General features: G+C 70.4%; 28 protein-coding genes. 13 read left to right on the forward strand and 15 right to left on the reverse strand.

The window, feature by feature from the left end; translation table 11 throughout:
• Nucleotides 1-24: 24 nt before the first annotated feature.
• A complete protein-coding gene (locus ACQP0U_RS04175) occupies nt 25-471 on the reverse strand; it encodes a DoxX family protein (protein ID WP_433315915.1) in 447 nt (148 codons plus the stop codon).
• Between the two features lie 83 nt (nt 472-554).
• Between ACQP0U_RS04175 and ACQP0U_RS04180 the strand changes: the two genes are divergently transcribed.
• Nucleotides 555-1,115, forward strand: coding sequence for a TetR/AcrR family transcriptional regulator (locus tag ACQP0U_RS04180; protein ID WP_433315917.1), 561 nt, complete (start codon nt 555-557; stop codon nt 1,113-1,115).
• Nucleotides 1,116-1,216: 101 nt separating this feature from the next.
• On the opposite strand, the gene ACQP0U_RS04185 is transcribed toward ACQP0U_RS04180, so the two are convergent.
• Together ACQP0U_RS04185 and ACQP0U_RS04190 are read right to left on the reverse strand one after the other, a co-directional pair.
• Nucleotides 1,217-2,656, reverse strand: a complete 1,440-nt coding sequence (locus ACQP0U_RS04185; protein ID WP_433315919.1) for a GuaB1 family IMP dehydrogenase-related protein — start codon at nt 2,654-2,656, stop codon at nt 1,217-1,219.
• Between the two features lie 89 nt (nt 2,657-2,745).
• Complete coding sequence (locus tag ACQP0U_RS04190) at nt 2,746-3,342, reverse strand: LysE/ArgO family amino acid transporter (protein WP_433315921.1); 597 nt, start codon at nt 3,340-3,342, stop codon at nt 2,746-2,748.
• Between the two features lie 70 nt (nt 3,343-3,412).
• On the opposite strand from ACQP0U_RS04190, the gene ACQP0U_RS04195 reads away from it, so the two are divergent.
• Nucleotides 3,413-4,306 (forward strand): LysR family transcriptional regulator ArgP, encoded by an 894-nt coding sequence (locus ACQP0U_RS04195; RefSeq protein ID WP_433315923.1) that lies wholly within the window; start codon nt 3,413-3,415, stop codon nt 4,304-4,306.
• Nucleotides 4,307-4,336: 30 nt separating this feature from the next.
• On the opposite strand, the gene ACQP0U_RS04200 is transcribed toward ACQP0U_RS04195, so the two are convergent.
• On the reverse strand, nt 4,337-6,088 hold the full coding sequence (locus tag ACQP0U_RS04200) for an acetyl/propionyl/methylcrotonyl-CoA carboxylase subunit alpha (protein ID WP_433315925.1): 1,752 nt from the start codon (nt 6,086-6,088) through the stop codon (nt 4,337-4,339).
• Between the two features lie 150 nt (nt 6,089-6,238).
• Between ACQP0U_RS04200 and ACQP0U_RS04205 the strand changes: the two genes are divergently transcribed.
• From ACQP0U_RS04205 to ACQP0U_RS04215, 3 genes are all read left to right on the forward strand, one after another.
• Complete coding sequence (locus tag ACQP0U_RS04205; protein WP_433320604.1) at nt 6,239-6,850, forward strand: PadR family transcriptional regulator; 612 nt, start codon at nt 6,239-6,241, stop codon at nt 6,848-6,850.
• A 121-nt stretch (nt 6,851-6,971) separates the two neighbouring features.
• A complete protein-coding gene (locus ACQP0U_RS04210; protein WP_433315927.1) occupies nt 6,972-7,931 on the forward strand; it encodes an ATP-binding cassette domain-containing protein in 960 nt (319 codons plus the stop codon).
• Nucleotides 7,932-7,949: 18 nt separating this feature from the next.
• Entirely contained in the window at nt 7,950-8,705 is a 756-nt protein-coding gene (locus ACQP0U_RS04215) for an ABC transporter permease (RefSeq protein ID WP_433315929.1), read from the forward strand.
• Between the two features lie 76 nt (nt 8,706-8,781).
• Here the strand turns inward: ACQP0U_RS04215 and ACQP0U_RS04220 are convergent, their stop codons facing one another.
• The 5 genes from ACQP0U_RS04220 to ACQP0U_RS04240 all read right to left on the reverse strand — a co-directional run bounded on the left by ACQP0U_RS04220 (nt 8,782) and on the right by ACQP0U_RS04240 (nt 13,755).
• A complete protein-coding gene (locus ACQP0U_RS04220; protein WP_433315931.1) occupies nt 8,782-9,435 on the reverse strand; it encodes an O-methyltransferase in 654 nt (217 codons plus the stop codon).
• Nucleotides 9,432-10,100, reverse strand: coding sequence for a Maf family protein (locus ACQP0U_RS04225; RefSeq protein ID WP_433315933.1), 669 nt, complete (start codon nt 10,098-10,100; stop codon nt 9,432-9,434). The genes ACQP0U_RS04220 and ACQP0U_RS04225 overlap by 4 nt, the downstream gene beginning before the upstream one ends.
• Nucleotides 10,101-10,484: 384 nt before the next feature.
• A complete protein-coding gene (locus ACQP0U_RS04230) occupies nt 10,485-11,624 on the reverse strand; it encodes a S8 family serine peptidase (RefSeq protein WP_433320607.1) in 1,140 nt (379 codons plus the stop codon).
• A 1,390-nt stretch (nt 11,625-13,014) separates the two neighbouring features.
• Nucleotides 13,015-13,473: a hypothetical protein gene (locus ACQP0U_RS04235; protein WP_433315935.1), complete on the reverse strand. Its 459-nt coding sequence runs from the start codon at nt 13,471-13,473 to the stop codon at nt 13,015-13,017.
• Nucleotides 13,474-13,560: 87 nt separating this feature from the next.
• Nucleotides 13,561-13,755, reverse strand: a complete 195-nt coding sequence (locus tag ACQP0U_RS04240; protein WP_433315937.1) for an acyl-CoA carboxylase subunit epsilon — start codon at nt 13,753-13,755, stop codon at nt 13,561-13,563.
• A gap of 90 nt (nt 13,756-13,845) precedes the next feature.
• On the opposite strand from ACQP0U_RS04240, the gene ACQP0U_RS04245 reads away from it, so the two are divergent.
• Both ACQP0U_RS04245 and ACQP0U_RS04250 read left to right on the forward strand, forming a co-directional pair.
• Nucleotides 13,846-15,858, forward strand: coding sequence for a protein kinase domain-containing protein (locus ACQP0U_RS04245; protein WP_433315939.1), 2,013 nt, complete (start codon nt 13,846-13,848; stop codon nt 15,856-15,858).
• Nucleotides 15,859-15,923: 65 nt separating this feature from the next.
• Nucleotides 15,924-16,151 (forward strand): hypothetical protein, encoded by a 228-nt coding sequence (locus ACQP0U_RS04250; protein WP_433315941.1) that lies wholly within the window; start codon nt 15,924-15,926, stop codon nt 16,149-16,151.
• Between the two features lie 83 nt (nt 16,152-16,234).
• Here ACQP0U_RS04250 and ACQP0U_RS04255 read toward each other — a convergent pair whose 3' ends face one another.
• Nucleotides 16,235-16,987: a GH25 family lysozyme gene (locus ACQP0U_RS04255; protein ID WP_433315943.1), complete on the reverse strand. Its 753-nt coding sequence runs from the start codon at nt 16,985-16,987 to the stop codon at nt 16,235-16,237.
• Nucleotides 16,988-17,114: 127 nt separating this feature from the next.
• Nucleotides 17,115-17,666 (reverse strand): Uma2 family endonuclease, encoded by a 552-nt coding sequence (locus ACQP0U_RS04260; protein WP_357188377.1) that lies wholly within the window; start codon nt 17,664-17,666, stop codon nt 17,115-17,117.
• A gap of 101 nt (nt 17,667-17,767) precedes the next feature.
• On the opposite strand from ACQP0U_RS04260, the gene ACQP0U_RS04265 reads away from it, so the two are divergent.
• From ACQP0U_RS04265 to ACQP0U_RS04280, 4 genes are all read left to right on the forward strand, one after another.
• Nucleotides 17,768-18,511 carry a M50 family metallopeptidase gene (locus ACQP0U_RS04265; RefSeq protein WP_433315946.1) on the forward strand — a complete coding sequence of 248 codons (744 nt, stop codon included), beginning with the start codon at nt 17,768-17,770 and terminating at the stop codon, nt 18,509-18,511.
• A 39-nt stretch (nt 18,512-18,550) separates the two neighbouring features.
• A complete protein-coding gene (locus tag ACQP0U_RS04270) occupies nt 18,551-19,534 on the forward strand; it encodes a ketopantoate reductase family protein (RefSeq protein WP_433315948.1) in 984 nt (327 codons plus the stop codon).
• 62 nt (nt 19,535-19,596) lie between these two features.
• Entirely contained in the window at nt 19,597-20,097 is a 501-nt protein-coding gene (locus ACQP0U_RS04275; protein ID WP_112581912.1) for a SigE family RNA polymerase sigma factor, read from the forward strand.
• Entirely contained in the window at nt 20,090-20,947 is an 858-nt protein-coding gene (locus ACQP0U_RS04280; RefSeq protein ID WP_433315950.1) for a hypothetical protein, read from the forward strand. The genes ACQP0U_RS04275 and ACQP0U_RS04280 overlap by 8 nt, the downstream gene beginning before the upstream one ends.
• Nucleotides 20,948-20,979: 32 nt before the next feature.
• Here the strand turns inward: ACQP0U_RS04280 and ACQP0U_RS04285 are convergent, their stop codons facing one another.
• Nucleotides 20,980-22,563, reverse strand: coding sequence for an acyl-CoA carboxylase subunit beta (locus ACQP0U_RS04285; RefSeq protein WP_433315952.1), 1,584 nt, complete (start codon nt 22,561-22,563; stop codon nt 20,980-20,982).
• 84 nt (nt 22,564-22,647) lie between these two features.
• On the opposite strand from ACQP0U_RS04285, the gene ACQP0U_RS04290 reads away from it, so the two are divergent.
• Together ACQP0U_RS04290 and ACQP0U_RS04295 are read left to right on the forward strand one after the other, a co-directional pair.
• Nucleotides 22,648-23,523: a biotin--[acetyl-CoA-carboxylase] ligase gene (locus tag ACQP0U_RS04290; protein ID WP_433315953.1), complete on the forward strand. Its 876-nt coding sequence runs from the start codon at nt 22,648-22,650 to the stop codon at nt 23,521-23,523.
• Between the two features lie 90 nt (nt 23,524-23,613).
• Nucleotides 23,614-24,186: a PH domain-containing protein gene (locus tag ACQP0U_RS04295; protein ID WP_433315955.1), complete on the forward strand. Its 573-nt coding sequence runs from the start codon at nt 23,614-23,616 to the stop codon at nt 24,184-24,186.
• A 39-nt stretch (nt 24,187-24,225) separates the two neighbouring features.
• Here ACQP0U_RS04295 and ACQP0U_RS04300 read toward each other — a convergent pair whose 3' ends face one another.
• The 3 genes from ACQP0U_RS04300 to ACQP0U_RS04310 all read right to left on the reverse strand — a co-directional run bounded on the left by ACQP0U_RS04300 (nt 24,226) and on the right by ACQP0U_RS04310 (nt 26,174).
• The gene (locus tag ACQP0U_RS04300; protein WP_433315957.1) at nt 24,226-24,870 is read right to left on the reverse strand and encodes a MaoC/PaaZ C-terminal domain-containing protein; all 645 of its coding nucleotides are present in this window, start codon (nt 24,868-24,870) and stop codon (nt 24,226-24,228) included.
• Entirely contained in the window at nt 24,867-25,574 is a 708-nt protein-coding gene (locus ACQP0U_RS04305; RefSeq protein ID WP_433320609.1) for a GtrA family protein, read from the reverse strand. The genes ACQP0U_RS04300 and ACQP0U_RS04305 overlap by 4 nt, the downstream gene beginning before the upstream one ends.
• Nucleotides 25,575-25,637: 63 nt before the next feature.
• Nucleotides 25,638-26,174 carry a GtrA family protein gene (locus ACQP0U_RS04310; protein WP_433320612.1) on the reverse strand — a complete coding sequence of 179 codons (537 nt, stop codon included), beginning with the start codon at nt 26,172-26,174 and terminating at the stop codon, nt 25,638-25,640.
• Nucleotides 26,175-26,177 lie beyond the last annotated feature (3 nt).

Raw genomic sequence — 26,177 nt, forward strand, 5'->3', positions numbered from 1 at the left:
ACCCGTAGGTTAGCCCCCTGATAGTCAGGCACCAAACGAAATTGCCGCAGCGGCGGCCACGAACACGATCTGCAGGATCGTTCGCTGCACGAGCGGGGTGACCGGACGCCCCGCGAGGGTCAGCCTCCGGCGGGCGGCGGAGACGTTGGCCGGGAACATCGCGAGCATGAGCAGGGCGAGTCCGGCCGCCGCCATCCGAGCGGTCGCCGGCACCAGCAGGCCGATAGCGCCGATCAGCTCCAGCACGCCGGTGACGGTGACCAGCAGCTCCGGTCGGGGCAGTCGGGGCGGGACCATCGCGATCAGGTCGGCTCGGCGCTGGCCGGCGAAGTGCGCGACGGCGGTCAGGGTGAACATCACGGCCAGCCCGACGCGCAGCGCGGGAATCCAGCCGTCCAGTGCGGAGATGCCGGCCAGGCCGGTGAGTCGGGCCAGTGCGGTGCCGACGATCAGGGCGATCAGGGGTGCCATCGGAATCCTCCTCGGGGAAACTTGCCAGTGACAAGATTGCGCGCCACGGTGGCATCTTGTCAATGGCAAGATAGGATTCGCTGATGACCGACACGCGCGCCTACCATCACGGCGACCTGCGCCGCGCCCTGCTCGCCGCGGCGCTGGAGGCCATCGAGGAGGTCGGGCCCGCCGCGCTGAGCCTGCGCGACCTGGCCCGTCGGGCGGGTGTTTCGCACGCCGCGCCCGCACACCACTTCGGCGACAAGGCGGGCCTGCTCACCGCGCTCGCCGCGCAGGGCTTCGACCTGCTGGCCCAGACGTTGACCGAGGCGGATGACGACCTGTTGGAGGCCGGCGTCGCCTACGTCGACTTCGCCGTCACGCGCCGCGCGTACTTCGAGGTGATGTTCCGGCCGGAGCTGTGCCGGGCCGACGACGCCGAGCTGATCGCGGCGCGGGACCGGGCCGGTGCCGCGCTCCGCTCCGGGGTGGCGGCGCTACCCACCGGCAGCGCGCCCGCCGACACCGATCGGGACGCGCTCGCCGCCTGGTCGATCGCGCACGGCTTCGTCACCCTCTGGCTGGCCGGCGCGCTGCCCGACCGGGTGGGCGACAACCCCCGCGAGGCAGCCCGCACCGTCCTACGCCGCCTGTCGACCTAACCGCCCCCCACCCTGCCCACGGTTGATCATGAAGTTATTGCCACGACACGCCGATGCGGGAGGCAATAACTTCATGATCAACGGGGGTCTGGGGTGCGCGGTTACCAGCTGGTGGGGAGGGGCATTCCTTCGGTGAAGCCGGCGGCGCTCTGCACGCCGACGATCGCCCGTTCGTGGAACTGGGTCAGGTCGCGTGCGCCTGCGTAGGTGAAGGCGCTGCGTACGCCCGCGATGATCTCGTCGATCAGGTCCTCGACGCCGGGGCGGGCCGGGTCCAGGTGCATCCGGGCCGAGGAGATGCCCTCCTCGAACACCGCCTTGCGGGCCCGGTCGTACGGGCTGTCGTCGGCGGTTCGGGCGCTGACCGCCCGAGCCGAGGCCATCCCGAAGCTCTCCTTGTACCGCCGGCCGTCCGCGTCGGTGTACAGGTCACCGGGGGACTCGTAGGTGCCGGCGAACCAGGAACCGATCATCACGTTCGACGCGCCGGCGGCGAGCGCGAGCGCCACGTCCCGGGGGTGCCGCACCCCGCCGTCGGCCCACACGTGCCGGCCCAGCTGGCGGGCGGCGGCCGCGCAGTCGAGTACAGCGGAGAACTGCGGCCGACCCACACCGGTCATCATCCGGGTGGTGCACATCGCGCCGGGGCCGACGCCGACCTTGATGATGTCCGCCCCCGCCTCCACCAGGTCGCGTACGCCCTCGGCGGTGACCACGTTGCCGGCGGCGACCGGCACCCCCGGGCCCAGCTTGCGGACCGCCTGGAGTGCGGAGATCATCCGGGCCTGGTGGCCGTGCGCGGTGTCCACGACCAGCGTGTCCACCCCCGCCTCCAGCAGTGCGGCGGCCTTGCCTGTCACGTCACCGTTGATCCCGACGGCCGCCGCGATCCGGAGCCGACCCCGGTCGTCCACGGCCGGCGTGTAGAGGGTGGCCCGCAAGGCGCCCTGTCGGGTCAGCACCCCGACCAGCCGGCCCTCGGTGTCCACCACCGGAGCGAGTCGGCGACGGCCCGCCGAGAGCCTGTCGAAACCGGTACGCGGATCCGCGTCCGCTGGGACGGTGTGCAGCTCGGTGGACATCACGTGACGCAGTTGAGCGAATCGGTCCACGCCCGTGGTGTCCGCCTCGGTGACCACGCCCATCGGCCGGCCGGCGTCGTCGATCACGATCACCGCACCGTGCGAGCGCTTGGGCAGCAGGTGGATGGCGTCGCCAACGGTCTCGGTGGGGCCCAGCGTGATCGGTGTGTCGTAGACCAGGTGGCGCTGTTTGACCCAGGCGACGACATTCGCGACCACCTCGATCGGAATGTCCTGCGGGATCACCGCGATGGCGCCCCGGCGGGCGACCGTCTCCGCCATCCGCCGTCCGGCGACCGCTGTCATGTTCGACACCACCAGCGGGATGGTGGTGCCGGTGCCGTCGCCGGTGGACAGGTCGACGTCGAGCCGGGAACCCAGATCGGAGCGGGCCGGCGCCATGAAGACGTCGGTATAGGTCAGGTCGTGCGCGGGAGCCGCGCCGTGAAGGAACCGCACCCGGCAATCATTCCCGCTCACGGCCAGTTCCACCGCCGGTGGTCGCGGAAAACACTCGCTTCGTCGCCGGTGCTCGCCGTGCGAGCCGGTCAGCCCAGCAGGAGTGCCACAGCGAGCCCGGTCATCACGACGGCGATGACCGCGTCCAGCACCCGCCAGGCGACGGCACGGGCGAGCAGCGGCGCGAGGCGCTGCGCGCCGACGCCGAGCGCGGTGAACCAGACCACGCTGGCCAGGGCGGCACCGGCGCCGAAGACCCACCGGTGCGGGTGTTGTTGGGCCACGCCGCCGAGGAGCAGCACGGTGTCCAGGTAGACGTGGGGGTTCAGGTAGGTGAAGGCGGCGCAGGCGAGCAGGGTCGCCCCCAACGTGGCCGGCGGCTGATCGGTGGGCAGCAGGGCGCCGGGGCGCAGGGCGCGGCGGGCGGCGAGCGCCGCGTAGCAGAGCAGGAAGGCCGCACCGCCCCAGCGGATCGCCGTCAGGAGGCCCGGTCGGTCGGTCACCAGCGAACCGACTCCGCCCACCCCCACCATGACCAGCAGCGCGTCCGACGCGGCGCAGGTCAGCACCACGGGTACGACGTGCTCGCGTCGCAGGCCCTGGCGCAGGACGAAGGCGTTCTGGGCGCCGATGGCGACGATGAGCGCGATGGAGATCGAGAAGCCGGCGACGGCGGAGGTGAGCACGGACTCGACGCTAGGGCTCTCGCCAGCCACCAGTCCAACTAAAGATTCTCACGTAACTTAAGCTCTGCTGATGAACGGTCTCGACTCGGCACAGCTGCGAACGCTCGCGGCGGTGGTGGCGGAGGGCAGCTTCGAGGCGGCGGCCCGGCTGCTGCACGTCACGCCGTCGGCGGTGAGCCAACGGATCAAGGCGCTGGAGGAGACCGTCGGTCAGGTGCTGGTCCGCCGGGCCCGACCGTGTGTGGCAACCGACGCCGGCCGCCCGCTGCTGCGCCTGGCCGGCCAGCTCACGCTGCTCGAACGGGAGGCGCTGGCCGATGCCCGCGGCCCGCTGGCCGGCGGTGGCCGGGTCCGGGTCGCCGTGGTGGTCAACGCGGACTCACTGGCCACCTGGTTCCTCACCGCCCTGGCCCGGTTGCCGCAGCAGGCCGGGCTCTCGTTCGACCTGCGGCAGGACGATCAGGACCACACCGCCGAGCTGCTCCGCGACGGTTCGGTGACGGCGGCGGTCACCGCCCAACGGGAGGCCGTGCAGGGCTGCCGGGTGCTGCGGCTCGGGGCGATGCGGTACCGCGCGTTGGCCACACCGGAATTCGCGGCGTCCCACTTCGCCGACGGCCTCACCGCGTCCGCGCTGGCGGGCGCGCCACTTGTCGTCTTCGACCGGAAGGACCGGGTGCAACACCGCTTTATCCGGTCGGAGGTGGGTCGATCGCTCGACCCACCGGTGCACTACGTGCCGTCGGTGCCGGCGTTCAGCGCGGCGATCCGGCTCGGGTTGGGCTGGAGCCTGGTGCCGGAACAGATCGCCGAGGCCGACCTGGCCGCCGGTCGCTGTATCGACCTCGCGCCGGGCCGGCACCTGGACGTTCCGCTGTACTGGCAGCACTGGCGGCTGGAGTCCGACGTGCTGAACGCCCTGACCGCCGCCGTCCGCGCGGTCGCCACCGAAACCCTGCGCTGACTGCCCGGCGGGCGCGCCCTTTTAGCCAGCTCAGGCGATGGTGCAGATGGGGGCCCCAGCGGTGATCACGGCACCGACCTCGGCGCTGAGACCGCTGACCGTGCCCGCCTTGTGCGCGTGCAGCGGCTGCTCCATCTTCATCGCCTCCAGCACCACGACCAGGTCCCCCTCGGCCACGGTGTCGCCGTCGGCCACCGCGATCTTGACGATGGTGCCCTGCATCGGCGAGGTGAGCGTGTCGCCGCCGACCGGGGCGCCGGCCTTGGCGCCGCCCCCGCGCCGGGTCGCCTTGCGGGAGGCGGGTGCCGCGGTGGTCGTACTCCCGCCGAAGCCGGCGGGGAGGCTGACCTCGAGGCGCTTGCCGCCCACCTCGACCACGACGGTGTCGCGGTCGGCCGGCGCTTCGGCGGCGCCGCCGGCGGCGGTGAACGGCGGCACAGTGTTGTGGAACTCGGTCTCGATCCACCTGGTGTGCACTGTGAACGGCTCGGCGGTGAACGCCTCGTCCCGCACGACGAGCCGGTGGAACGGCAGCGCGGTGGCCATCCCGTCGAGGACCATCTCGTCGAGCGCGCGGCGGGCGCGCTCCAGCGCCTCGGTCCGCGTCTCGCCCGTGATGATCACCTTGGCGAGCAGCGAGTCGAAGTTGCCGCCGATCACGTCGCCGGCCGAGATGCCGGTGTCGACCCGCACACCCGGCCCGCTGGGCAGGCGCAGCGCGGTGACAGTCCCCGGGGCGGGCAGGAAGTTGCGGCCCGGGTCCTCGCCGTTGATCCGGAACTCGATCGCGTGCCCGCGCGGCGTCGGGTCCTCGGTGATCCGCAGCTTCTCGCCGTCGGCGATCCGGAACTGCTCGCGGACCAGGTCGATGCCGGCGGTCTCCTCGGTGACCGGGTGCTCGACCTGAAGGCGAGTGTTGACCTCCAGGAACGAGATGGTGCCGTCGACGCCGACCAGGTATTCCACAGTGCCGGCGCCGTGGTAGCCCGCTTCGCGGCAGATCGCCTTGGCGCTCTCGTGGATCTGCGCGCGCTGGGCGTCGGTGAGGAACGGCGCGGGCGCCTCCTCGACGAGCTTCTGGTGGCGTCGCTGCAACGAGCAGTCCCGGGTGCCCACCACGATCACGTTGCCGTGCTGGTCGGCGAGGACCTGCGCCTCGACGTGCCGGGGCTGGTCGAGGTACCGCTCGACGAAGCACTCACCCCGACCGAACGCCGCGACCGCCTCCCGGGTGGCCGACTCGAACAGCTGGGGGATCTCCTCCATCGTGCGAGCGACCTTGAGGCCGCGCCCACCGCCACCGAAGGCGGCCTTGATGGCCACCGGCAGGCCGTGGTCGACGGCGAACGCCATCACCTCGTCCGGGCTGGCCACCGGGTCCGGGGTGCCGGGGACCAGCGGCGCGCCGGCCCGCTGGGCGATGTGCCTTGCGGTGACCTTGTCGCCCAGGTCGCGGATCGCCTGCGGGGTGGGGCCGATCCAGGTCAGCCCGGCGTCGATGACGGCCTGGGCGAAGTCGGCGTTCTCACTGAGGAAGCCATAACCCGGGTGTACGGCGTCGGCGCCGGCCCGAGCGGCGACGTCGAGCAGCTTGTCGATGCGCAGGTAGGTCTCGGTCGCGCTGTCCCCGCCGAGCGCGTACGCCTCGTCCGCGAGGGTGGCGTGCAGGGCGTCGCGGTCGGAGTCCGCGTAGACGGCGACGCTGCCCAGGCCAGCGTCGCGGCACGCGCGGATCACCCGGACGGCGATCTCGCCGCGGTTGGCGATGAGTACCTTGCGCACCTTCGTGGCTCCTCCCGGGCAGGTTACTGACGGGGAGTGTATCGGCCACCCACGGCGGCCCTAACGATCGCTCAGTGTGGGATGCCGCACTGAGCCCACCACGGCTTAGTCAAACTTGGCTATTACGCTTATCGGGTGTCTTCGACTCGGATGATGATTCTCGGTCTGGTGCGGTGGATGCAGCCCGTGCACGGCTACGACGTGCGCCGCGAGCTGTTGAGCTGGAGCGCCGACAAGTGGGCGAACGTGCAACCCGGATCGATCTATCACGCCCTGCGCAAGCTCACCGAGGAAGGGCTGCTCCGCGCCGTCGCGACCGAGCAGGTCGGTGCCCGTCCGGCGCGCACCACGTACGAGGTGACCACCAAGGGGGAGGACGAGTTCGAGACGCTGCTGCGCAACCTGTGGTGGAACATCAGCGAGCCCGCCGACCCGTTCGCGGCGGCCTTCTCCTTCCTGCCGGCCATGCCGCGGGACGAGGCGGCCGCCGCCCTGCGCAACCGGGCCAACCTGCTGCGCGCCGGCGTCGATTCGATGCGCGCCTCGCTCGACTCGGACTGGGTGCGCAACCGCAAGCCGGCGCACGTGGGCTGGATGTTGGAGCTGTGGTCGGCGCGGGCGGAGGCGGAGATGAGCTGGTGCGAGCGGATTGCCGAGCGGATCGATTCCGGAGTGTCGTACCTGCCTGCTGAGCTGGATGAAGCGCAGGGTTGGTCAGGGTGGAGGGACGGCGCGGAGTCACCCGGCACCGACGCGAAATAATCAACGTTGACTAAAAAAGCTATATCGCGTTAGCCTGCTGGCGGCACAGCGGGGGAGTGCGCCGTCCGGCGTCGTCCCACTCGACGGCCGGCCCGACCGGCCCGAACGACCAGGAGCAGAAATGATCGAGACCAGGGGGCTGCGGAAGTCGTTCCGCTCCCGCGCGGGTCGAGAGACGAAGACGGTGGACGCCGTGCGGGGCGTCGACCTTGACGTTGCCGAGGGCGAGATCTTCGGCTTCCTTGGCCCGAACGGCGCCGGCAAGACCACCACGCTGCGGATGCTCGCCACGCTGATCGAGCCGGACGGCGGCGAGGCCACCATCGCGGGCGCCGACCTGCGCAAGGACCCGGCCGAGGTGCGCCGCCGCATCGGGTACGTCCCGCAGGGCGGCAGCACCTGGGACGAGTCCACCGCCCGCGAGGAACTGGTGCTGCACGCCCGGATGTACGGCATCAGCAAGGCCGACGCGCAGCGGCGCGCCGCCCGCGCACTGGACGCCTTCCAGCTCACCGAGTACGCCGACCGCACGTGCAAGACCTACTCCGGGGGCCAGCGCCGCCGGGTGGAGATCGCCCTCGGCATCATCCACGAGCCGAAGATCGTCTTCCTGGACGAGCCGACCACCGGCCTCGACCCGCAGAGCCGCGCCCACATGTGGGACGAGATCCGGCGGCTACGCGGGGACGGGATGACCGTCTTCATCACCACGCACTACCTGGATGAGGCCGACGCGCTCTGCGACCGAATCGCGATCATGGACAACGGTGAGGTGGTGGCCGAGGGCACGCCGGCCGAGCTCAAGCGGGAGATCGCCGGCGACGTGGTGCTCGTCGGTCTCGACCTGGCGGCCACCCCGCAGGCCGCCCAGACGCTCGACGGCGAGCCGTACGTCAACAAGCTGGAGACGGCCGACGAGGGCGGCCTGCGCCTCTACGTCGACGAGGGCGCCACCGCCATCCCGCAGGTGCTGCGCCGACTCGACCACGCCGGGCTGGAGCTGCGCTCGATCGAGCTGCACCGACCCAGCCTGGACGACGTCTTCCTCACCAAGACCGGCCGCTCGCTGCGCGAGTCCTGACCACCGGAGACGACTCTCATGAAATTCGCCCGTGACACGTGGCTGATCTTCCAGCGCCAGACCCAACTCCTGCTGCGCAACCCGGTCTGGGTCTTCGTCGGCGTGTTCCAGCCGGTCATGTACCTGCTGCTCTTCGCCCCACTGCTCAAGCCCGCACTGAACGCGCCCACCCAGGCCGCCGCCTACAAGATCTTCGTACCGGGTCTGCTGGTGCTGCTTGCCATCTTCGGTGGCCTGTTCCAGGGCTTCGGCCTGATCGCCGAGCTGCGAGCCGGCGTCATCGAACGCTCCCGGGTCACCCCGATCAGCCGGCTCGCCCTGCTGCTCGGCCGCTCGCTGCGCGACGTGGTCTCGCTCATGGTGCAGGCGGTCATCATCACGCTGCTGGCGCTCCTGTTCGACCTGCGGGTGTTCATCGGGGACCTGCTGCTGGCGTACCTGATGCTCGCCCTGATCGCCCTCATGACCTCGGCCGTCTCCTACGGCGTCGCCCTCAAGGTCAAGAGCGAGGACGCGCTGGCCCCGCTGATGAACACCGTGGCGCAGCCGGTGCTGCTGCTCTCCGGCATCCTGCTGCCGCTGACCTTCGCACCCGGCTGGTTGCAGGGCGTCGCCAACTGGAACCCGTTCTCCTGGGCGGTCGACGGCACCCGGGCACTGTTCGCCGGTGACCTGGGCAGCGACAAGGTCTGGCAGGGCCTCAGCATCACCGCGGTCCTCGCGGCGCTGGGCGTCTACTGGGCCGCACGCCAGTTCGCCCGCAGCGTCCGCTGACGCCTGCTTCGCCTGTTGATCGGGGTGTCCCCTGGTGGGGGACACCCCGATTACCGTGTTCGGCGGTTGCCGCCGGTCAGTGGACGCGGGCGAGGGTGAGGCCGTCCGCGATCGGCAGCATCACCGGGTCCACCCGTACGTCGGCGAGGACCTCGTCGTTGAACGCGGCGATGGCCCGGTCACCCTCGTCCTGCGGGGCAATCACCCGCCCGCCACGCAGCACGTTGTCGACGGCGATCACCCCACCCGGACGCATGCGCGGCACCAGCTCCGCCCAGTAGATCGGGTAGCCGGTCTTGTCCGCGTCGATGAACGCGAAGTCCAGGTGCCGCTCGTGCGGCAACTCCCGCAGCCCGTCCGCCGCCGGGCCGATCCGCAGGTCGATCAGATCCTGCACGCCGGCCCGAGCCCAGTAGCGCCGGGCGATGCCGGTGAACTCCTCGGAGATGTCGAAACAGGTAAGTCGCCCACCCTCGGGCAACCCGCGGGCGATCGCCAGCGACGAGAGCCCGGTGAACGTGCCGATCTCGACGGCCTGCCGTACGTCGAGCAGCCGGGTGAGGAACGTCAGGAACGCGGCCTGCTCCGGAGCCACCTGCATGGTGGCGTGCTCCGGCAGCACCGACCGGGTCTCTTCGGCCAGGTCACGGATGATCTCGTCCGGCGGGGAGCCGTGTGCGACCAGATACGCGTGCAGCTCGTTGGTGAGCGGGATCGACTTGGTGGTCATGACCGGACGTTACCGAGCGGCTCGACGGTTTGGCCTCCCGGCGCGACAGTCGTCCACAGGTCGGTGATCCGCAGATCCAGCTGGGCGAGGAGCCGGCGCAGCAGCGGCATCGACAACCCGACCACCGTCCCCGGGTCACCCTCGATCCGCTCCACGAACGGCCCGCCCAGCCCGTCGATAGTGAACGCGCCGGCCACCGCCAGCGGCTCACCCGTCGCCACGTACGCGGCGATCTCGTCGTCACTGACGTCAGCGAAGTGAACGGTGGTCGACGCGACGGCCTCGGCACGCCGCCCCGCGGCAACGTCGACGAGGCAGTGCCCGCTGTGCAGAACGCCGCTGCGCCCCCGCATCCGCAGCCAACGCCGGGTCGCGTCGGCCGCATCCGCCGGCTTGCCGTGGATCTCCCCGTCGAAGGCGAGCACCGAATCGCAGCCGATGACCAACGTCCGCTGGTCGGCGGTCGGATTCAGCCGGGTCAACACCGCCTGCGCCTTCAGACGAGCCAACTCCAGACACAACTCCTCGGCCCGCTCGGTCACCACCAGGGACTCGTCCACCCCGCTGACCAGCACCTCCGGCTCGACGCCGGCAGCCTGGAGCAACTTACGACGGGCAGGGCTCGCCGAAGCGAGCACGAGGCGGAGCGGCAAGGTCTCAGACACGAGCCCGACGTTACCGCCCGAACCCGAACCAAGACCGACACCCCGCCCAGCGCCTGCTACCGGCCTGGCCCGGTAGCCCGGCTTGCCTGTGGCCTCGCTGGCGCGGCTGGCCTGGTGGCCTTGCTGGCCCGGTGGCCTTGCTGGCCCGGTGGTCCGGCTGGTCGGGTGGCCCGGTTGTCGGGTGCCCTTGATCCACTCGCCCTTCAGGATAATGCGGCATCCCATCGCCCCGGATACCGCGTTTTCCTAGAGGGCGAGTGGATCACCGCCTAACCGCCCTCGCTCAGCGCGAGGATCGGCGCGGCTGCGTCGAAATCGGGGTATCCTGCCGCCCCGGACACCCCGACATCAAGAAACCCGAGTCGATCACGCTTCGTTGAGCGATCAGCGACTAATTCTGGGCGGCGGATCATCACCACGGCGGCGACGCCGCGCCAGCACCGCCCACCCGACCCCGGCAGCCACGATCACCCCAAGGGTCGCCAAGCCACGTGCGGTCGCGCCATCGCTCTCGTCACCCGGCTGGGCGCCAGCCGTCGTGGACGGGCCAGCACCGACCGGAGCGCTCACCGATTCAAACCCCAGCGGCGGTACGTCTGCCGTCAGCGCCGCCACAAGATCGATCACCCCGTAGCCGTACTCGTCGTCCCGCCCAGGAGGACCCTTGTCGACGGCGGTAGCGGTCAACCGGTGCGCCACCTCTCGGGCTGGCAGGTACGGGTACTTGGATCTGATCAATGCAGCCGCGCCCGCCACGATCGCCGTCGCGTCAGAGGTTCCGGTGCCTTTGCGGTACTTGCCGTCGATGCTCGTGCTGTAGATGTCGACTGCGGGCGCAACCACGTCAATCTCCGGCCCAGTTACCGAGACGGCAGCGTGAGTGCCAAATTCGTCCACTCCCCCCACGGCTATGACGCCATCTTCCGACGCGGGGTAACCAACCTCAGTATCCAATGGTCGATTACCTACAGCCGCGACGACGACGACATCCGCGCGGAGGGCTTCCCTGATCGCGCGACGTAGGGCAGGGCTGGAGCCTCCTGCACTGGAAATGCTGATGACGCCAGCTCCAGAGGAGACCGAATATTCGATTGCCTTGCCCAGGTCGTCCGGGTTGCTCCGGTTGTCGGCTGTCGAAGAGATGATTGGCAAGATCTTGGCTCTCGGCGCTATGCCTCGAGCTCCTCGGCTTCCTTCTTGGCCGTGAGCGGCGATAAGACCGGCCATGCCAGTGCCGTGACTATTTCGATCGTCTTGGCCATCATCGTGCTGTCCCCCGTTGATAAGGTCAATGCCAGGAAGAAGATTGCCCCTCAGGTCGGGATGCGGGTAAACGCCTGTGTCTGGTACAGCCACGGTTACGCCTTCGCCCTGACTGATCTTGTTGGCCTCTCCCGAGTCGAGTGTCGCTAGATGCCACTGGTCGGCGCGAATGCGACTTGGTCCGTCGTCGGGTGGCAGGCTGGTGGGCTTGGCGGCAATAGGGCTTGACGGTAAAGCGGAAATCCCAAGAAATGTCAGGATCGCTAGGAAGGCGTGTATGGTCGACCTTCTCACCGGCCGATGCCGATTGCCGGTCCTGGGTCTATTGGTCCCTCGTCGTCGGGAGGGCGGACCACTGGGTTAACACCCTGTTGCGTTTCCCAAGGATTTTCCGGATCCCAGTGGTTCGACTCTGTAGCGTTGCCGTCGTTCCGTTTAGGACGACCAGTTCCGCTCATCCCGGAACTCCAAGGTCCCGGCGCCCCGCCGATCGGAGGCACCCCGTGTGCACCAGAGAAGCCTCGCCCGGCGGAAGGGCGTGATCCGGCCGCGCCGGTAGGGGCAGTTCCTGCTCCACCGCCACCAATTACGCCCCCAACCGGATTCACTCGGCGTGGGGGAACGCTGTTGCTGTCAGGCTGGCGGGGCGGTGACCCGGGAACGCTACCGATAAGCCCTCCCAGGGGTGTGGTTCGCGTCGGGTCCAGCCCAGGTCCGCGAGACGAGCCATTCGAGCCTTTTGAGTCGGGTCTCCCGATCGGTGCCGCCGGTTGCTGGTGACCCATTGGCGGGGTGGTGGCAGCCGGTGGAAAGGCGGGTGCTATTCCCGACAAAGGAGGGGGATGCGATGCATTGGGCGCAGGGCCAGGGTGCGGTGGGCTTAAGGGAGTGCTTAACCCAGCCCCGTTTAGAATCGGGCCGTTCCCGGTCGCTGTGGGCACTGGTGCGGCCGTGATGTGCTTAGGGGCGGTTGGTATTGCGGCCGTCTTTGGTGGCATAGGTGCTGGCAGGATCGGCGGGATGATGGGTGCCGCAGCATTGCCGTATACATCCGGGTTCGAAATATCCTTGCCGGCCTGTGGCGGTGCCGCAGGTGGTTTTACAAGGGTTGCTTGGGCTTGTTGGAGTTCGCCGCTCAGGTTGAACATCATGGATCGGGCCTGCGCGTTCAGCCGTTCCAGCTCCCCATCGGCAACCGGCGGCTCGGTGGCCCGGTTGCCCATCACCGCTTTCGGGTCGGCGACCATCGTTTCGTACGCCTGCTTCTGCTGGAACTTGGTCGCGTACTCCTCATGGATCTTGCGGAGTGCGGCGCGGGTGGTGCCGATGGCCTGGGTTGCGGCGGAGAGTGCTGTGTAGTTCGCGGCGGCGGCGTCGTGGGTGCGTTGCACCTTGTCGATGAGTTCGTCGAGTTCGGCGAGGTACGTGCGGGAGGCCGCGCTGGTTTCGGGGGGCCATGCCTCGGCGAGTCCGCGTCGGTACTGCTGGAGGCGACCGAGGTGGGTTTGCGCCAGGTCGCAGACCTTGCGCCAGCCGGCGACCTGCTTCCAGTGGTTGGCGGTGTCGTGGTCCTGGAGGCAGGCCCACATGCTGTTGACGTCCATGAGTTGCCAGTCGGTGAGGCCGGAGGTGCGGCCGGTGCCCCGTTCGATCACGGCAGCACCACCGGTCCTTCGGCGTCGTGGCTGGTCGGGTCGGTCAGGGTCGGCGTCGGGCCGCCGGGGAGGACGCTGGCCGGGTTGGCGAGGGCTCGTTGCACGTCCACCACCCGGGCGGCGGTGAAGGCGTCGCTGTCGGCGTAGTGGGTGGCGACCTGGTCGGCGGCGGCGGCGAGGTGGCCGGTGGCGCCTCGGACGGCGTACACCATGTCGGCGGTGGCCTGCTGCGTCTCGTGGTGCGCGTGCAGGAAGGTGACCAGCTCGATGAAGGCGTCGCACGGGTTGGGCAGCTTCGCGGACATGTCGTCGGCGATGTACGACAGGTGTGGCGCGTAGTTGCTCTCGACCTCGGCGGCGAGCCGGTCGGCGAACTCTCTGAGCTGGCTGATGTCGGCTTCGATGCCGCCGTAACCGCGTAGCCAGGGTGCTGGCCGGTCCTCTTCGGGGATCATGGATCCTCCCTACCGTAACGGCACCGTTTCCCTGAGTGAGATTAACGGCTCAACGCCACCCTGACAGCCCCCGTACGGCGGGTCGGGTCAGCGAGGCAGGCCGGCGGTGCGCCACCCACGGGAGTTGCCCGGTCGACCGCTGCGCGCCCAGGCGGACGGGGCCGCCGGCGCGGGGGTGGTGGCCGGACGGGACCGGACGATGATCGCCCCCACCAGAGCGGCCAACTCCTCGGCGGTGGGCACGCCGCGGACGACCCGGAACAGCGGCTCTTCGGCAGACATGACGCCAGGGTACGCGGCGCGAAGTTACGCGAAGCGCACAGTGGCGTGCCGGCGGTGTGAGCGTCAGCCGGTCCGGGTACCGTCTCACCGATGTCGAACGCGCTTCCCCAACTCGTCGCTGACCGATACCGGCTTCTGTCGCCGCTCGGCCAGGGCGGCATGGGCCGGGTGTGGAAGGCGCGCGACGAGGTGCTGCACCGGGACGTCGCCATCAAGGAGTTGGTGCCGCCGCCCGGTCTCACCGATGAGGAGCGCCGCGAGATGCGCGAGCGCTCGTTGCGCGAGGCGCGGGCCATCGCCCGGCTCAACCACGCCAACGTCGTCCGCATCTTCGACGTGCTGCGCACCGACGGCGATCCGTGGATCGTCATGGAGTACGTGGCGTCGAAGTCGTTGCAGGACACCCTTGCCGAGGACGGCCCTGTCTCGGTGGCCCGCACTGTGGAGATCGGCCTGGGCGTGCTGGGCGCGCTCAGCGCCGCGCACAAGGCGGGCGTCATGCACCGCGACGTGAAGCCCGGCAACGTGCTGCTCGGCGACGACGGCCGGGTGGTGCTGACCGATTTCGGTCTCGCCACGATTCCCGGCGACCCCAACGTGACCCGCACCGGCATGGTGCTCGGTTCACCCGCGTACATCTCGCCGGAGCGGGCTCGGGACGGCACGGCCGGCCCGGAGGCCGACCTGTGGTCGTTGGGCGCGACGCTCTACGCGGCCGTCGAGGGCAAGTCGCCGTACGCTCGGCCGTCGGCGATCGGCACACTGGCGGCGCTGGCCACCGAGCCGATTCCGCCGCCGAAGAACGCCGGGCCGCTCAAGGCCGTCCTCAACGGGCTGCTGCGTAAGGATCCGAACGAGCGGATCACCGCCGAGGTGGCGGAGCGGTTGCTGCGCCGCGCCGGGGGCAAGCGGTCGCGCGGGATCTCACTGCTTGATGGCGTACGCCGGCCCGGGCCGAACGGTCCGCGTGAGCCGCGCCTGCCGGTGGTGCCGGCCCCGCGGCCCGCCGAGAGTGCCGACCGGCCGGTGTCGCCGCCGCCTGCCGCCGCCGCGGCCCCCGCCGCCACCTCTGCTGCTGCTGCCGCGACGCCGGCCGCCGATGCCACGCCCACTGCCGTCGTCTCCTCCGGCGCGGCAGCCGACCCGACGGCGCTGGTGCCCGCCGAGCCGACCGCCACGGTCGACCGCACGTCCGAGGCCGAGCTGGCCGACGCTGAGCCGACCGCGAAGGTCACGGCCGCGCCCGACACGACCGGCGACGGTACGACGAACGCCGACGACGAGCCGACTGTCGTCGACGGCCCACCGGCTGCTCCGGAGCAGCGGAAGCCAACGACGCCGACGTCGCTCATGCCGGCGTTGAGTCCGGCCGGCCGCGCGTCGGTGCCGCTGTCGGATGGCACGAAGCCGAACAACACCCGACGTAACCTGCTGATCGGGGCCGTGGTTGCCCTGCTGCTGATCGGCCTGGTGGTGGTCGTGCCGTTGCTGACCAAGGGCGACGGCGACAAGAGTCCACAGGCCAACCCGACCGGGGCCGCCGCGACGTCAGCGCCCGCGCCGACCACCGCCCCGGCGGCGCCGCCGCCCACCAGCGGTGCCCCGAGCCCGTCCGCCTCGGCCACCCCGTCGGCCACGCCGTCCGTCGACCCGAACGCGCTGCCGGCGGGCTGGAAGCTGCACCGGGACCCGGCCGGCTTCGCCCTGCCGATACCCAATGGTTGGGTGCGTAGCCAGATCAACGGCAACACGGTCGTCTTCAACCAGTCCAACGGACCGGGAAAGCTGCTCGTGCAGTGGACCCCCACCCCGAAGAAGGATGCGGTCGCGGACTGGCGCGAGCAGGAGCCAAACCGCAAGAACCTCGTCGACAACTACCAGCTCCTCGGCATCGTCGAGTGCGACTTCTGGAAGACCTGTGGGGACTGGGAGTGGATGGAGACCCGGGACGGGCAGCGGATCCACGTCCGTAACCGCGGGTTCGTGACGGCCAGCAACCGGGGGTACGCCCTGCGGTGGGAGATCGCGGAGAAGGACTGGCAGGCCAACCTGCCGAACTTCGACCGGATCGCCAAGGGCTTCGTCCCCGACCGCAAGGACTGAAACTCGTTCGCATGACCTTCCGTCGTCGTGGGTACTTGACCTTCGACGACGGAAGGAGGCACGACATGAGTTACCGACGGAGGGACACTCGGCCCCGGCTGGCACTGTGGATGCTCGTCGCCCTCGGCGACGCGATCCTCCTGCTGGTCAGCGCGGGGGTGGCCGTGCTCATCGCACTGCTCGGCGTCGTGGTCGTTGCCGGCGTTGGCGTGGCTGCCTGGCGGATGACCCGCAGGGGCGCGCTGGCTCGTGAGGACGCTGTGGTGCCGGCTCTGAGCCGACGGCGGGCCTGACCCGTACCCGATGGTGTGGCGGCAGCCGGACCGATTGTCGACCGTGACGGTGACCGTCGATCCCGCTGCCGCCAACGGCTCGGTCAGGTGTTGTTGGCCAACGCGATCAGGCGGCTCCGGTCGCCGTTCCAGTAGTTGCGGTCCACGTTGCCGCTGATCCCGGAGACAGCGCCGGTGCTGGTGTACTGCCAGAAGCTCCACACCGACGCGCCGGCCGGCAGAGCGCCAGGTGCGCTCGCCCAGCGGGCCAGCCAGAGCGGGTGGTTCGCCCACGGGCCGGTCCAGCTGCCGGTGCACTGGTTCCACCAGCTCGTGGTGGTGTAGATGACCGCGTACCGGCCGGTGCGGGAGCGGTAGGTGTTCAGGAAGTCCTGCACCCAGTTGCGCATCCCGGTCGTGCTGAGCCCGTAGCAGTAGCCGCCGCTGTACGGGTTGCCCTCGATGTCCAGCGCGGCGGGCAGGGTGCGACTGTCCGCGGACCAGGCGCCGCCGTTGGACGCCAGGTAGTTGGCCTGGGTCGAGCCGGCGGAGATGTTCGGCCGGGCGAAGTGGTACGCCCCGCGGATCACCCCGGCGTTGTACGAGTTGACGTAGTTGGCGTTGAAGTTCGGGTCCTTGTAGCTGGTGCCCTCGGTCGCCTTGATGAACGCGAACTGGATCCCCGCGTTGCGGACGCTTGTCCAGTTGATGGTGCCCTGGTAGCGGGACACGTCGACACCTGGTGTGGTGGCGGCGGCCGCCGGTCCGGCGGTCGCGACCAGGGCCGCCGCCGCGGTGGCGAGGACGGTGAGGCCGGCCGCGAGCACGCGGCGCAGCGATGACGAGGTACGGGCCATGAGTGCCTCCAAGGACGTCGCTCTATCGACACCCATCTTTGGAGTTAAGTGCCCTAGATCGCAAGGGTGACCGGAGAAAAGCTTCATCGACGGGCGTCGGTCACCCCGGTGGCCAGAGTTGAACGAGTCAGCGAAGCGTGGCCGGGTCGAGCTGCCAGCGGAACGGCTCGACGACGGTGAGCGTCTCGCCGGGCTTGGCCACCTGGTCCTCGACGTAGTGCTCACCGTCCAGCCGGAACAGCCGCAACGAGTGAGCGTCGCCATCCTGCTCGACCAGCAGATACCAGGGGATTCGCGCAATGGCGTAGAGCTGCATCTTGAGCAGACGGTCGGCGGCTGCGTTGCCGGGCGAGACGACTTCGCCGACGAGAGACACTCGGTCGGAGTCGAGGTAGGTGCCGTCATCGTCGGCGTCGGTGACGACGAGATCCGGAATGACGACCCGATCGACGCCGAGCCGGACGTTGATCGCGTCATAGACCAGGAGACCGCGAGGCTCTGCTGCTGCCTCGATGCTGTTCGCCAGCCGGCGCGACACCCGCTGGTGCCGTCGGCTCGGTGCAGGGCTCACCAGCAGGCTCCCGTCGAGCAGCTCGATCCGGTCAGGCGTCTCGCCCAGAGCGAAGTAGTCAGCCTCGGTCCACAGGCCGACGTGCGGCTCCAGGGGGGCTGCGCTCACCTGCGTCCACCTCCCGCTCCAGTCGCCACCCGATCAGTTTCACAGGATACGAGCCGGTGCCTCGGGAGCGACACGGAACGCCGCCGGTAGGCTCGCGCCCCATGATGTCGATCGACGGGCTGGGCGACCTGTGGGACACGCTGTTCGGCGCGCAGCCAGACCCGCCCGCGTTGCTGGTGCTGATCACCGGGGCCGTCGCGCTGGTGGTGGTCTCCACCCGGCTGCCGTGGCGGATCGCCCGTAACGCCGTCACCATCGCGCACGAGGGCGGTCATGCTCTGGTCGCCCTGCTCACCGGCCGCAAGCTGCATGGCATCCGGTTGCACTCGGACACGTCCGGGCTGACGCTCTCCGCCGGCCGCCCCACCGGGCCGGGCATGATCCTCACCCTGCTCGCCGGGTATGTCGCACCGCCGCTGGTCGGGCTGGCCGGCGCCTGGCTGCTCGGCGGCAACCGGATCACCCTGCTGCTCTGGGTGGCCGTGGCGCTGCTGCTCGCCATGCTCGTCATGATCCGCAACGCCTTCGGTGTGGTGTCGTTGCTGATCACTGGCGCGCTGGTGTTCGCCGTCTCGTGGTACGCGACGCCGCAGGTCCAGGCCGCCTTCGCGTACACCGGGGTGTGGTTCCTGCTGCTCGGTGGGTTGCGGCCGGTGGTCGAGCTGCAACGGCTGCGCTCGCGGGGCCGGATGCCCGCCTCCGACGCCGACCAGCTCGCCGGGCTCACCCCGTTCCCGCCGCTCTTCTGGGTGGGGGTCTTCGCCCTCGTCAACCTGGCGGCGCTGATCGCCGGCGCGCTCCTGCTCGCCGGCCCGTTCCTCACCGACGCCGGCCTGACCAACTGACCGGCGGGTGGAGGGCGCACGGGCGGGCAGAATGGGGCCATGCGATACGTGATCATCGGGGCGGGCGCGGTCGGCGGGACGATTGGCGTACGGCTGGCCCAGGCCGACCGGGACGTGACACTGGTGGCCCGCGGTGCCCATCTGGAGGCGATCCGCGCGCGGGGTCTGACCCTGCGGCAGCCCGACGGTGAGGTCACCGCCCGGCTCGCGGCGGTCGGCCAGCCCGGTGACCAGCCACTTCCGGCGGACACGGTGCTGATCCTCACCGTGAAGTCGCAGGACGCCGCCGGTGCGCTGGCCGCCTGGGTGGACGCGCCGGTGGTCGGCGGCGGCACGGCGGGCGAACGTCTGCCGCTGGTGACCGCCCAGAACGGGGTGGCCAACGAGCGGGCGGCGCTGCGGCTCTTCGCCGACGTACACCCGGTCTGCGTCTGGCTGCCGGCCACGCACCTGGACCCGGGCGTGGTGGTCGCCAACGGGTACCCGCACCCTGGGATGCTCCACATCGGGCGGTTTCCCGGTGGCGCCGACGACACCGACCGGGCGGTCGCCGCCGACCTGACCGCCGCCGGCTTCGTCGCCCCGGTCCGCGACGACGTGCTGCGCTGGAAGTACGGAAAGCTGCTCAGCAACCTCGGTAACGGCCTACAGGCGCTGCTCGGCAGGGACATCCCGGACGCGCTGGTCGAGCGGGTACGTGCCGAGGGCGTCGCCGCCCTCGCCGCCGCCGGCATCGCGCACACCTCGCCGGAGGAGGAGAAGGCCGAACGCGGCGACCTGGTCGGGCAGCGCCCGGTCGGCGGCGAGGCCCGCTCCGGCGGCTCCACCTGGCAGAGCCTGGCCCGGGGCACCGGCTCGACCGAGGTCGACCACCTCAACGGCGAGATCGCGCTGCTCGGCCGGCTGCACGGCGTGCCGACGCCGGTCAACGTCGCCGTGCAGCGGGCCGTACGCCGAGCGGTACGGGAACGGATCGCGGCCGGCGCGTTCCCGCTCACCGAGTTGGAGAAGATGATCGCCTGACCGGGGCAACCGGCGACCCCGCCCGGTGCGTGTTCCCAGCGACCGACACGGGGAGGTAGCGGGTGCCGGACGTCGACGGGTTCGACGAGTTCTACCGGGGGAGTCGACAACGACTCCTCGGGTTCGTCTACGCCCTCACCGGCGATCGGGGCGAGGCGCAGGACGCCGTGCAGGAGGCGTACGTCCGGGCGTGGCAGCGCTGGTCGACGGTCAGCGCGTACGACGACCCGGAGGCGTGGGTGCGGGTGGTGGCCAGCCGGATCGCCGTCAGCCGGTGGCGCAGCCTGCGGAGCCGTGCCCGCGCCTACCTGCGACACGGGGCCACCGAGACCGTTCCCGGGCCGGGCACCGACACCGTCGCGGTGGTCGCCGCCCTGCGCCGACTGCCCGAGGAGCAACGCGTCGCCATCGCCCTCTACTACCTGGTGGGCATGCCGGTCGCCGAGGTCGCGCGGGAGACCGCGGCCCCGGTGGGCACGGTCAAGGCCCGTCTCTCCCGGGGGCGCACTGCGCTCGCCGGCCTGCTCGCCGTCTCTGACCTGGAGGAGGCTACCGATGCGTGACGACCCGACGCTCGTCGAACAGATCCAGCGCGACCTGCAGGACGTGCGCTGGCTCGGCCCGGAGGAGATCCGCTCCCGGGCCCGTCGCCGCAGCCAACGCAAGATCGTGGTGGCCACCGTCGTGCTGGCCCTCGCCGGGGTCTCCGCAGCGGCGGTCGCCGCTCCGGGGAAGTCTCCGTCGACGGTTCTGCCGGTCGCCTCGGCCTCGCCGGTCCGGCACGAGATCCCCCTCGACGCCCTGTTGCAGGTGACCGACCTGGGGCAGCCGGACAACGTCGTGTGGCTCAGCCAGTCGGGGCTGGGCGAGCCGGTCCGGCTGGATCTGATGCTCGGCTCGTGCCGCACCAGCCAGGGGCGCTCGGAAGGCTGGGAGATGTCGATCCTGTCCCGCTCGCAGACCCTGCTGAAAGAGGACCGACCGGACACCTACGGCGCTGGCGAAGCCCTCGTCACGCAGGACCTCTACCGGCTGGTGCCAGCGTCCGCCACCCAACTCCTCGCCACCATGGACGACCTGGTCGCCCCGTGCGCCGAGTGGAACAGCGTCGGCGAGTACCAGGTGGGGGGCGCGACGGGCACCGGGTCGGCGCTGCACCGCTGGACGGTGGCCCAGCGGGGTTTCGCCGGTGACGGGGCTGCGCTGCTGCGGCACACCGGTTCGCAGCCCGTCGATCAGAAGACGGGCAGGCCGATCGCTGCGGCGCCCAAGCCGACAAGCACCGCAGTGGTCCGGGTGGGCGACCTGATCACGGTGCTCAAGCTGGGGCAGAGCGGCACCGAGCCGGAACTGCGCCGCCTGGCGAACGTCGCCGCCCGCCGGATGTGCGCCGCCGCCAACCCGGCCTGCTGACTTTGGCCCAGGGTCAGCAGGCCGGGGCGAGATCAGAGCGGGATGTTGCCGTGCTTCTTGGGCGGCAGGGTCTCCCGCTTGGTGCGCAGGACCCGCAGCGCCCGAACGATCTGGGTGCGCGTCTCGTGCGGCGGGATCACCGAGTCGATGTACCCGCGCTCGGCGGCCACGTACGGGTTGGCCAGGGTGTCCTCGTACTCGGCGATCTTCTCGGCCCGTACCACCGCCGGGTCCTCGGCGCCGGCCAGCTCGGAGCGGTAGAGGATGTTCACCGCGCCCTGCGCGCCCATCACCGCGATCTGCGCGGTCGGCCACGCGAAGTTCAGGTCCGCGCCGAGGTGCTTGGAGCCCATCACGTCGTACGCCCCGCCGTACGCCTTGCGGGTGATCACGGTGACCTTGGGGACGGTGGCCTCGGCGTACGCGTAGATGAGCTTGGCGCCCCGACGGATGATGCCGTCCCACTCCTGACCGGTGCCGGGCAGGAAGCCGGGCACGTCCACGAAGGTCAGCACCGGGATGTTGAACGCGTCGCAGGTACGAACGAACCGGGCGGCCTTCTCCGAGGCGGCGATGTCCAGGGTGCCCGCGAAGTGCATCGGCTGGTTGGCCACCACACCTACCGGTCGCCCCTCGATCCGGCCGTAGCCGACCACGATGTTCTGCGCGTAGAGCGGCTGGACCTCCAGGAAATCCCCGTCGTCGAGGACGTGCTCGAGGACTGTGTGCATGTCGTACGGCTGGTTGGCCGAGTCCGGGATGAGGGTGTCCAACTCCCGGTCCTCGTCGCTGATCGCCAGCTCGGCGGGGGCGTCGACAACGACCGGCTCGTCGAGGTTGTTCGACGGCAGGTACGACAGCAGCGCCTTGACGTAGTCGACAGCGTCCTCCTCATCGCTGGCGAGGTAGTGCGCGTTGCCGCTGCGGGAGTTGTGCGTACGGGCGCCGCCCAGCTCCTCCATGCCGACGTCCTCGCCCGTCACCGTCTTGATCACGTCCGGGCCGGTGATGAACATGTGCGAGGTCTGGTCGACCATCACTGTGAAGTCGGTGACCGCCGGGGAGTAGACCGCGCCGCCGGCACAGGGCCCCATCACCAGCGAGATCTGCGGGATGACGCCGGAGGCCCGTACGTTGCGGAAGAAGATCTCGCCGTAGAGGCCGAGCGAGACGACGCCCTCCTGGATGCGCGCGCCACCGGAGTCGTTGATGCCGACCACCGGGCAGCCGATCTTCATGGCCAGGTCCATCACCTTGACGATCTTCTCGCCGAAGACCTCACCGAGCGAGCCACCGAAGACCGTGAAGTCCTGCGCGAAGACGCACACCTGCCGGCCGTCCACCGTGCCGTAGCCGGTGACCACACCGTCGCCGTACGGGCGGTTCCGCTCCAGCCCGAAGGCGGTGGAGCGGTGCCGGGCCAACTCGTCGAGTTCGACGAAGGAGCCCTCGTCGAGCAGCATCTCGATCCGCTCGCGGGCGGTCTTCTTGCCGCGCGAGTGCTGCTTCTCCACGGCTCGGGCCGACCCGGCGTGCACCGCCTCGTCGACCCGGCGCTCCAGGTTCGCCAGCTTGCCCGCGGTGCTGTGCATGTTGGTCCCGGTCTCGGTAGTCACCCAGGGAATATAACGATGGTTCAGGTGGGTGCCGCTGTGCAGTACGCCTCAGTGTCGGCCGGAGCACCGCCGTAGGCTGGCGGAATGTCGGGCTCCCCGTACACCGATCTGAACCGCCCGCCGCTGTCGGCGGCCCGGCTGCGCCGCGCGTTGGTCGCGCCGAACGGCCCGTGGGCCCGGCTGGAGCTGCGTGCCGAGACCGGCTCCACGAACGCCGACGTGGCCGAGGCCGCCCGGGCCGACGAGCCCGAGGGCCTGGTCGTGGTCGCCGAGCGGCAGACCGCGGGGCGCGGGCGGCGCGGTCGGGTCTGGCAGTCGCCGGCGCGGGCCGGCATCGCGACGAGCGTGCTGCTGCGGCCCGGCGAGGCCGTGCCGGACCGCGGCTGGCTGCCGGCGGCACCCACGGGGTACGGGTGGCTGCCGTTGCTGGCCGGCGTGGCGCTTGTCGAGGCGGTGGCCCGGCTGGCCGAGCTGGAGGCCACCCTCAAGTGGCCGAACGACCTGCTGATCGACGACGCGAAGTGCGCGGGTGTGCTGGCCGAGGCGGTGCCCGGACGCGCGCCGGACCAACCGCCGGCCATCGTGCTGGGTATCGGGCTCAACGTGACGTTGCGCGCCGACGAGCTGCCGGTGAATCCGACCGGGCTGCCGGCCACCTCGCTCCAGCTTGCCGGTGCGGTGGCCACCGACCGGGATCCGCTGCTGCGGGCGCTGCTGCGGTCGGTCGCCGACTGGTACGACCGTTGGCGCTCGGCGGGCGGCGACGCGGTGGCCAGTGGCCTGCGCGACGCCTACCTGGCTGCCTGCGCGACGGTCGGCCGCGAGGTACGCGTCCTGCTCCCCAACGGCGAATCCCTGACCGGCACCGCCACCGGAGTGGACCCGGACGGCCAACTGATCGTCACCACCCCTACCGGCGCCCGAACCCTGGCCGCCGGCGACGTCCTCCACCTCCGCTGACCCACCAGGTGGGGCCGCGTGGCGGATGTTGTGGTGGGGCTTGGGGGGTTTACCGTCTGCGCGTCTAGAAAATCGCGTTGGAGGTTCCCCGTGGCGTTTCCTGAAGACGTGCTCACCGAGGACGAGCACGTCGTGCTTCACCTGCACCCGCACTGGAAGGCGTTGATCCGGCCGATCGCGGTGCTGGTGCTGGCCATCGCCGCGGTGGTGGTCGGCGTGGTCCTGTTGCCCGAGAGTGGCGGCGGTTCGATCGCGCTGGCCGTGATCGGTGCGATCGCCCTGGTCGCGGTGCTCTGGCTCGGCCTGTGGCCGTTCCTGGTCTGGCGCACGACCCACTACCTGTTCACGAACGAGCGGGTCCTGCTCCAGCAGGGTGTCTTCTCCCGGGACCGGCGGGACCTCCCGCTCGCCCGGGTCAACGACCACTCGATGAACCAGCGTTTCGTCGAGCGCCTGCTCGGCTGCGGGACGCTCACCATCGAGTCCGCCGGTGAGCGCGGCCAGTCGGTGCTCAAGGACGTGCCGGACGTCGGAAAGGTGCAGACCACCCTGTACGAGCTGGTCGAGGCACAGCACGATAAGCACTCGCTGGGCGACGGCGAGATGCGCGACATGCTCGCCGACATGCAGGACGGCAAGCCGCTGCGCGACACCACGACCTGAACCGGACCGGTTGTGACCCGCCCCTTTGTCGGGGGCGGGTCAGTCGTGTCGTTGCGCCTCGGGTCCGCTGATCTCCGTCGGGTCGCCGTCGGACGACCCGACGGTGGGCGGGTCCGCCGAGCTCGGGCCGCTGTCGGGCTGGTCGGCGTCGGTTGAGGGAGCTTCGGCCTCGGCGGGGTCGGCCTCGACCGGTCGCAGGGCGAACCAGCCACGGAAGCGGGTCCGCAGCACCTCCTGCTCGGGCCGGTCGTCCGCGCCGAGGCGCAGCATGGTGCCGGTGAGGCTGACGGTGCCGAGCCCGGGGCGGGCGGTCGACGGTCGGGCGCCCATCACGTCGACTCGGACCGCGAGCCGGTCGCCGGCCCGCACGGGGGCGAGCCAGCGCAGCTCCTCCAGGCCGGGGGACGCGTCCGCGGCGGCCCGGGACAGCAGGTGGTCGACGTACGCGCGCATGAACAGACTGACCGTGTAGAAGCCGCTGGCGATCAGACCGCCGTGCCGGCTCGTTGCGGCCAGGTCGCTGTCGACGTGGTACCACTGCGGGTCGAAGCGGCGGGCGAAGGCGACCATCTCGTCGGCGTCCACGGTGACGACGCCGAGGTCGACGGTGAGCCCTGGGACGAGATCCTCGAAGAACAGCTCGGCCGGTCGCCCCGTACCGGAGCGGGCGTCGGGCGTCGTCACCGGCGGGGCACGCGGCGGGTGCTGACGCGCAGCTCCGCGGCGAGTTCCGCGTCCAGGTCGACGGCGGGGCTGACGCTCAGTCGCGTGGGCCGGCTCTGAGTGGGTGCGCCGGGCGGGGAGTCGACGCGGTGCTCGGACTCCGCCTCCTCCAGCTCGGACACGGATTCCGCCAACTCGGCGACCGGGTCCATCTCGGCCATGGTGTCCCACTCGTCGCGGGGAATGTCGTGCCAGGTGGACTCGGGCTTCGCGGCCTCGTCCTCGGCAGGTGCGACGGGTTGGAAGACGAAGGTCCGGTATGACCAGAACCGGAACAGCGTGGCCAGCATGACGCCGACGGTCTTGGCCAGATTCAGTGCCAGCAGACCGTGTACGCCGAGGCCGTACTTGGCCGCCGCCACGGCGCCCAGCTCAATGAGCAGGCCAGCGCCGTTGAAAAGGAAGAAAAGGAGGTATTCGCGGCGAAGAGCCGATTTCGGGCGATCGCGGTACGTCCAGTGCCGATTCATCAGGTACGACGTGATGGTGGCGACGATGGTCGCGATCACGGTCGCCTTCAACTGACCATTGACGAAAACGGTCAGTGCGAGGGCATTGAACACCGCGTAATTGATGACGGTGTTGATGCCGCCGACGATGCCGAACTTGAGCGCCTCGTGGATGAACTTCTGCCAGCGCTCAGGCAGCAGGCGGACAAGACGCATGCGAAACACCTTAGGGCAGTCGGTGCGGCCGGCGATCACCGGCCGAACGAGATGGGCGGCAGGTCACGCCCTGTGGTCAGGGTCGGCATTCACCTGCGGAACGGTCGGGGTTCCCGCTTCGACGAAGACGAACCGCCGGTACGACCAGAATCGGAACAGCGTGGCGAACCCGGTGCCGACGATGTAGCTGGCGAGGTTGTCAGCCAGGCGCGTCTGGAACACGGCCGGCCAGATGGCGCCGAGCCCGTAGCGGCTGAGCGCGAGGCAGGCGACAGTGATGCCGAGGCCGACCGCGTTGAAGAAGAAGAAGAGCGCGTACTCGCGGGCCGCGTTGTTGCGCTGGCGGTGCCGCCAGGTCCAGAACCGGTTGCCCACGAAGGCGACGGAGGCCGCGATCACTGTGGAGATCGTTTTCGCCGTCAGCTCTTCGACGCCGTGTCTGCTCGTCAGGTAGTTGAAGATCGCGAAGTCGACGAGGAAGGCGAAACCCCCGACGGTCGCGAACTTGCTCATCTCGCGGAAGAGGTGACCGAAGCGGTCGAGCAGCATGCCGACGAGACCCCGTCGGGTCTGCCGGGGACCCGGTTGTTCCCCGGTCATCGT

It is taken from the genome of Micromonospora sp. CA-269861, from assembly GCF_050948505.1.
In the GTDB taxonomy this organism is placed as follows: Bacteria; Actinomycetota; Actinomycetes; order Mycobacteriales; family Micromonosporaceae; genus Micromonospora.

Coding starts and splice junctions, on each gene's coding strand:
- ACQP0U_RS04175 (WP_433315915.1), bottom strand. CDS start 471: ATGGCACCCCTGATCGCCCTGATCGTCGGCACCGCACTGGCCCGACTC.
- ACQP0U_RS04180 (WP_433315917.1), top strand. CDS start 555: ATGACCGACACGCGCGCCTACCATCACGGCGACCTGCGCCGCGCCCTG.
- ACQP0U_RS04195 (WP_433315923.1), top strand. CDS start 3,413: ATGAACGGTCTCGACTCGGCACAGCTGCGAACGCTCGCGGCGGTGGTG.
- ACQP0U_RS04205 (WP_433320604.1), top strand. CDS start 6,239: ATGATGATTCTCGGTCTGGTGCGGTGGATGCAGCCCGTGCACGGCTAC.
- ACQP0U_RS04210 (WP_433315927.1), top strand. CDS start 6,972: ATGATCGAGACCAGGGGGCTGCGGAAGTCGTTCCGCTCCCGCGCGGGT.
- ACQP0U_RS04215 (WP_433315929.1), top strand. CDS start 7,950: ATGAAATTCGCCCGTGACACGTGGCTGATCTTCCAGCGCCAGACCCAA.
- ACQP0U_RS04220 (WP_433315931.1), bottom strand. CDS start 9,435: ATGACCACCAAGTCGATCCCGCTCACCAACGAGCTGCACGCGTATCTG.
- ACQP0U_RS04235 (WP_433315935.1), bottom strand. CDS start 13,473: ATGATCCCCGAAGAGGACCGGCCAGCACCCTGGCTACGCGGTTACGGC.
- ACQP0U_RS04240 (WP_433315937.1), bottom strand. CDS start 13,755: ATGTCTGCCGAAGAGCCGCTGTTCCGGGTCGTCCGCGGCGTGCCCACC.
- ACQP0U_RS04245 (WP_433315939.1), top strand. CDS start 13,846: ATGTCGAACGCGCTTCCCCAACTCGTCGCTGACCGATACCGGCTTCTG.
- ACQP0U_RS04250 (WP_433315941.1), top strand. CDS start 15,924: ATGAGTTACCGACGGAGGGACACTCGGCCCCGGCTGGCACTGTGGATG.
- ACQP0U_RS04255 (WP_433315943.1), bottom strand. CDS start 16,987: ATGGCCCGTACCTCGTCATCGCTGCGCCGCGTGCTCGCGGCCGGCCTC.
- ACQP0U_RS04265 (WP_433315946.1), top strand. CDS start 17,768: ATGATGTCGATCGACGGGCTGGGCGACCTGTGGGACACGCTGTTCGGC.
- ACQP0U_RS04270 (WP_433315948.1), top strand. CDS start 18,551: ATGCGATACGTGATCATCGGGGCGGGCGCGGTCGGCGGGACGATTGGC.
- ACQP0U_RS04280 (WP_433315950.1), top strand. CDS start 20,090: ATGCGTGACGACCCGACGCTCGTCGAACAGATCCAGCGCGACCTGCAG.
- ACQP0U_RS04290 (WP_433315953.1), top strand. CDS start 22,648: ATGTCGGGCTCCCCGTACACCGATCTGAACCGCCCGCCGCTGTCGGCG.
- ACQP0U_RS04305 (WP_433320609.1), bottom strand. CDS start 25,574: ATGCGTCTTGTCCGCCTGCTGCCTGAGCGCTGGCAGAAGTTCATCCAC.
- ACQP0U_RS04310 (WP_433320612.1), bottom strand. CDS start 26,174: ATGACCGGGGAACAACCGGGTCCCCGGCAGACCCGACGGGGTCTCGTC.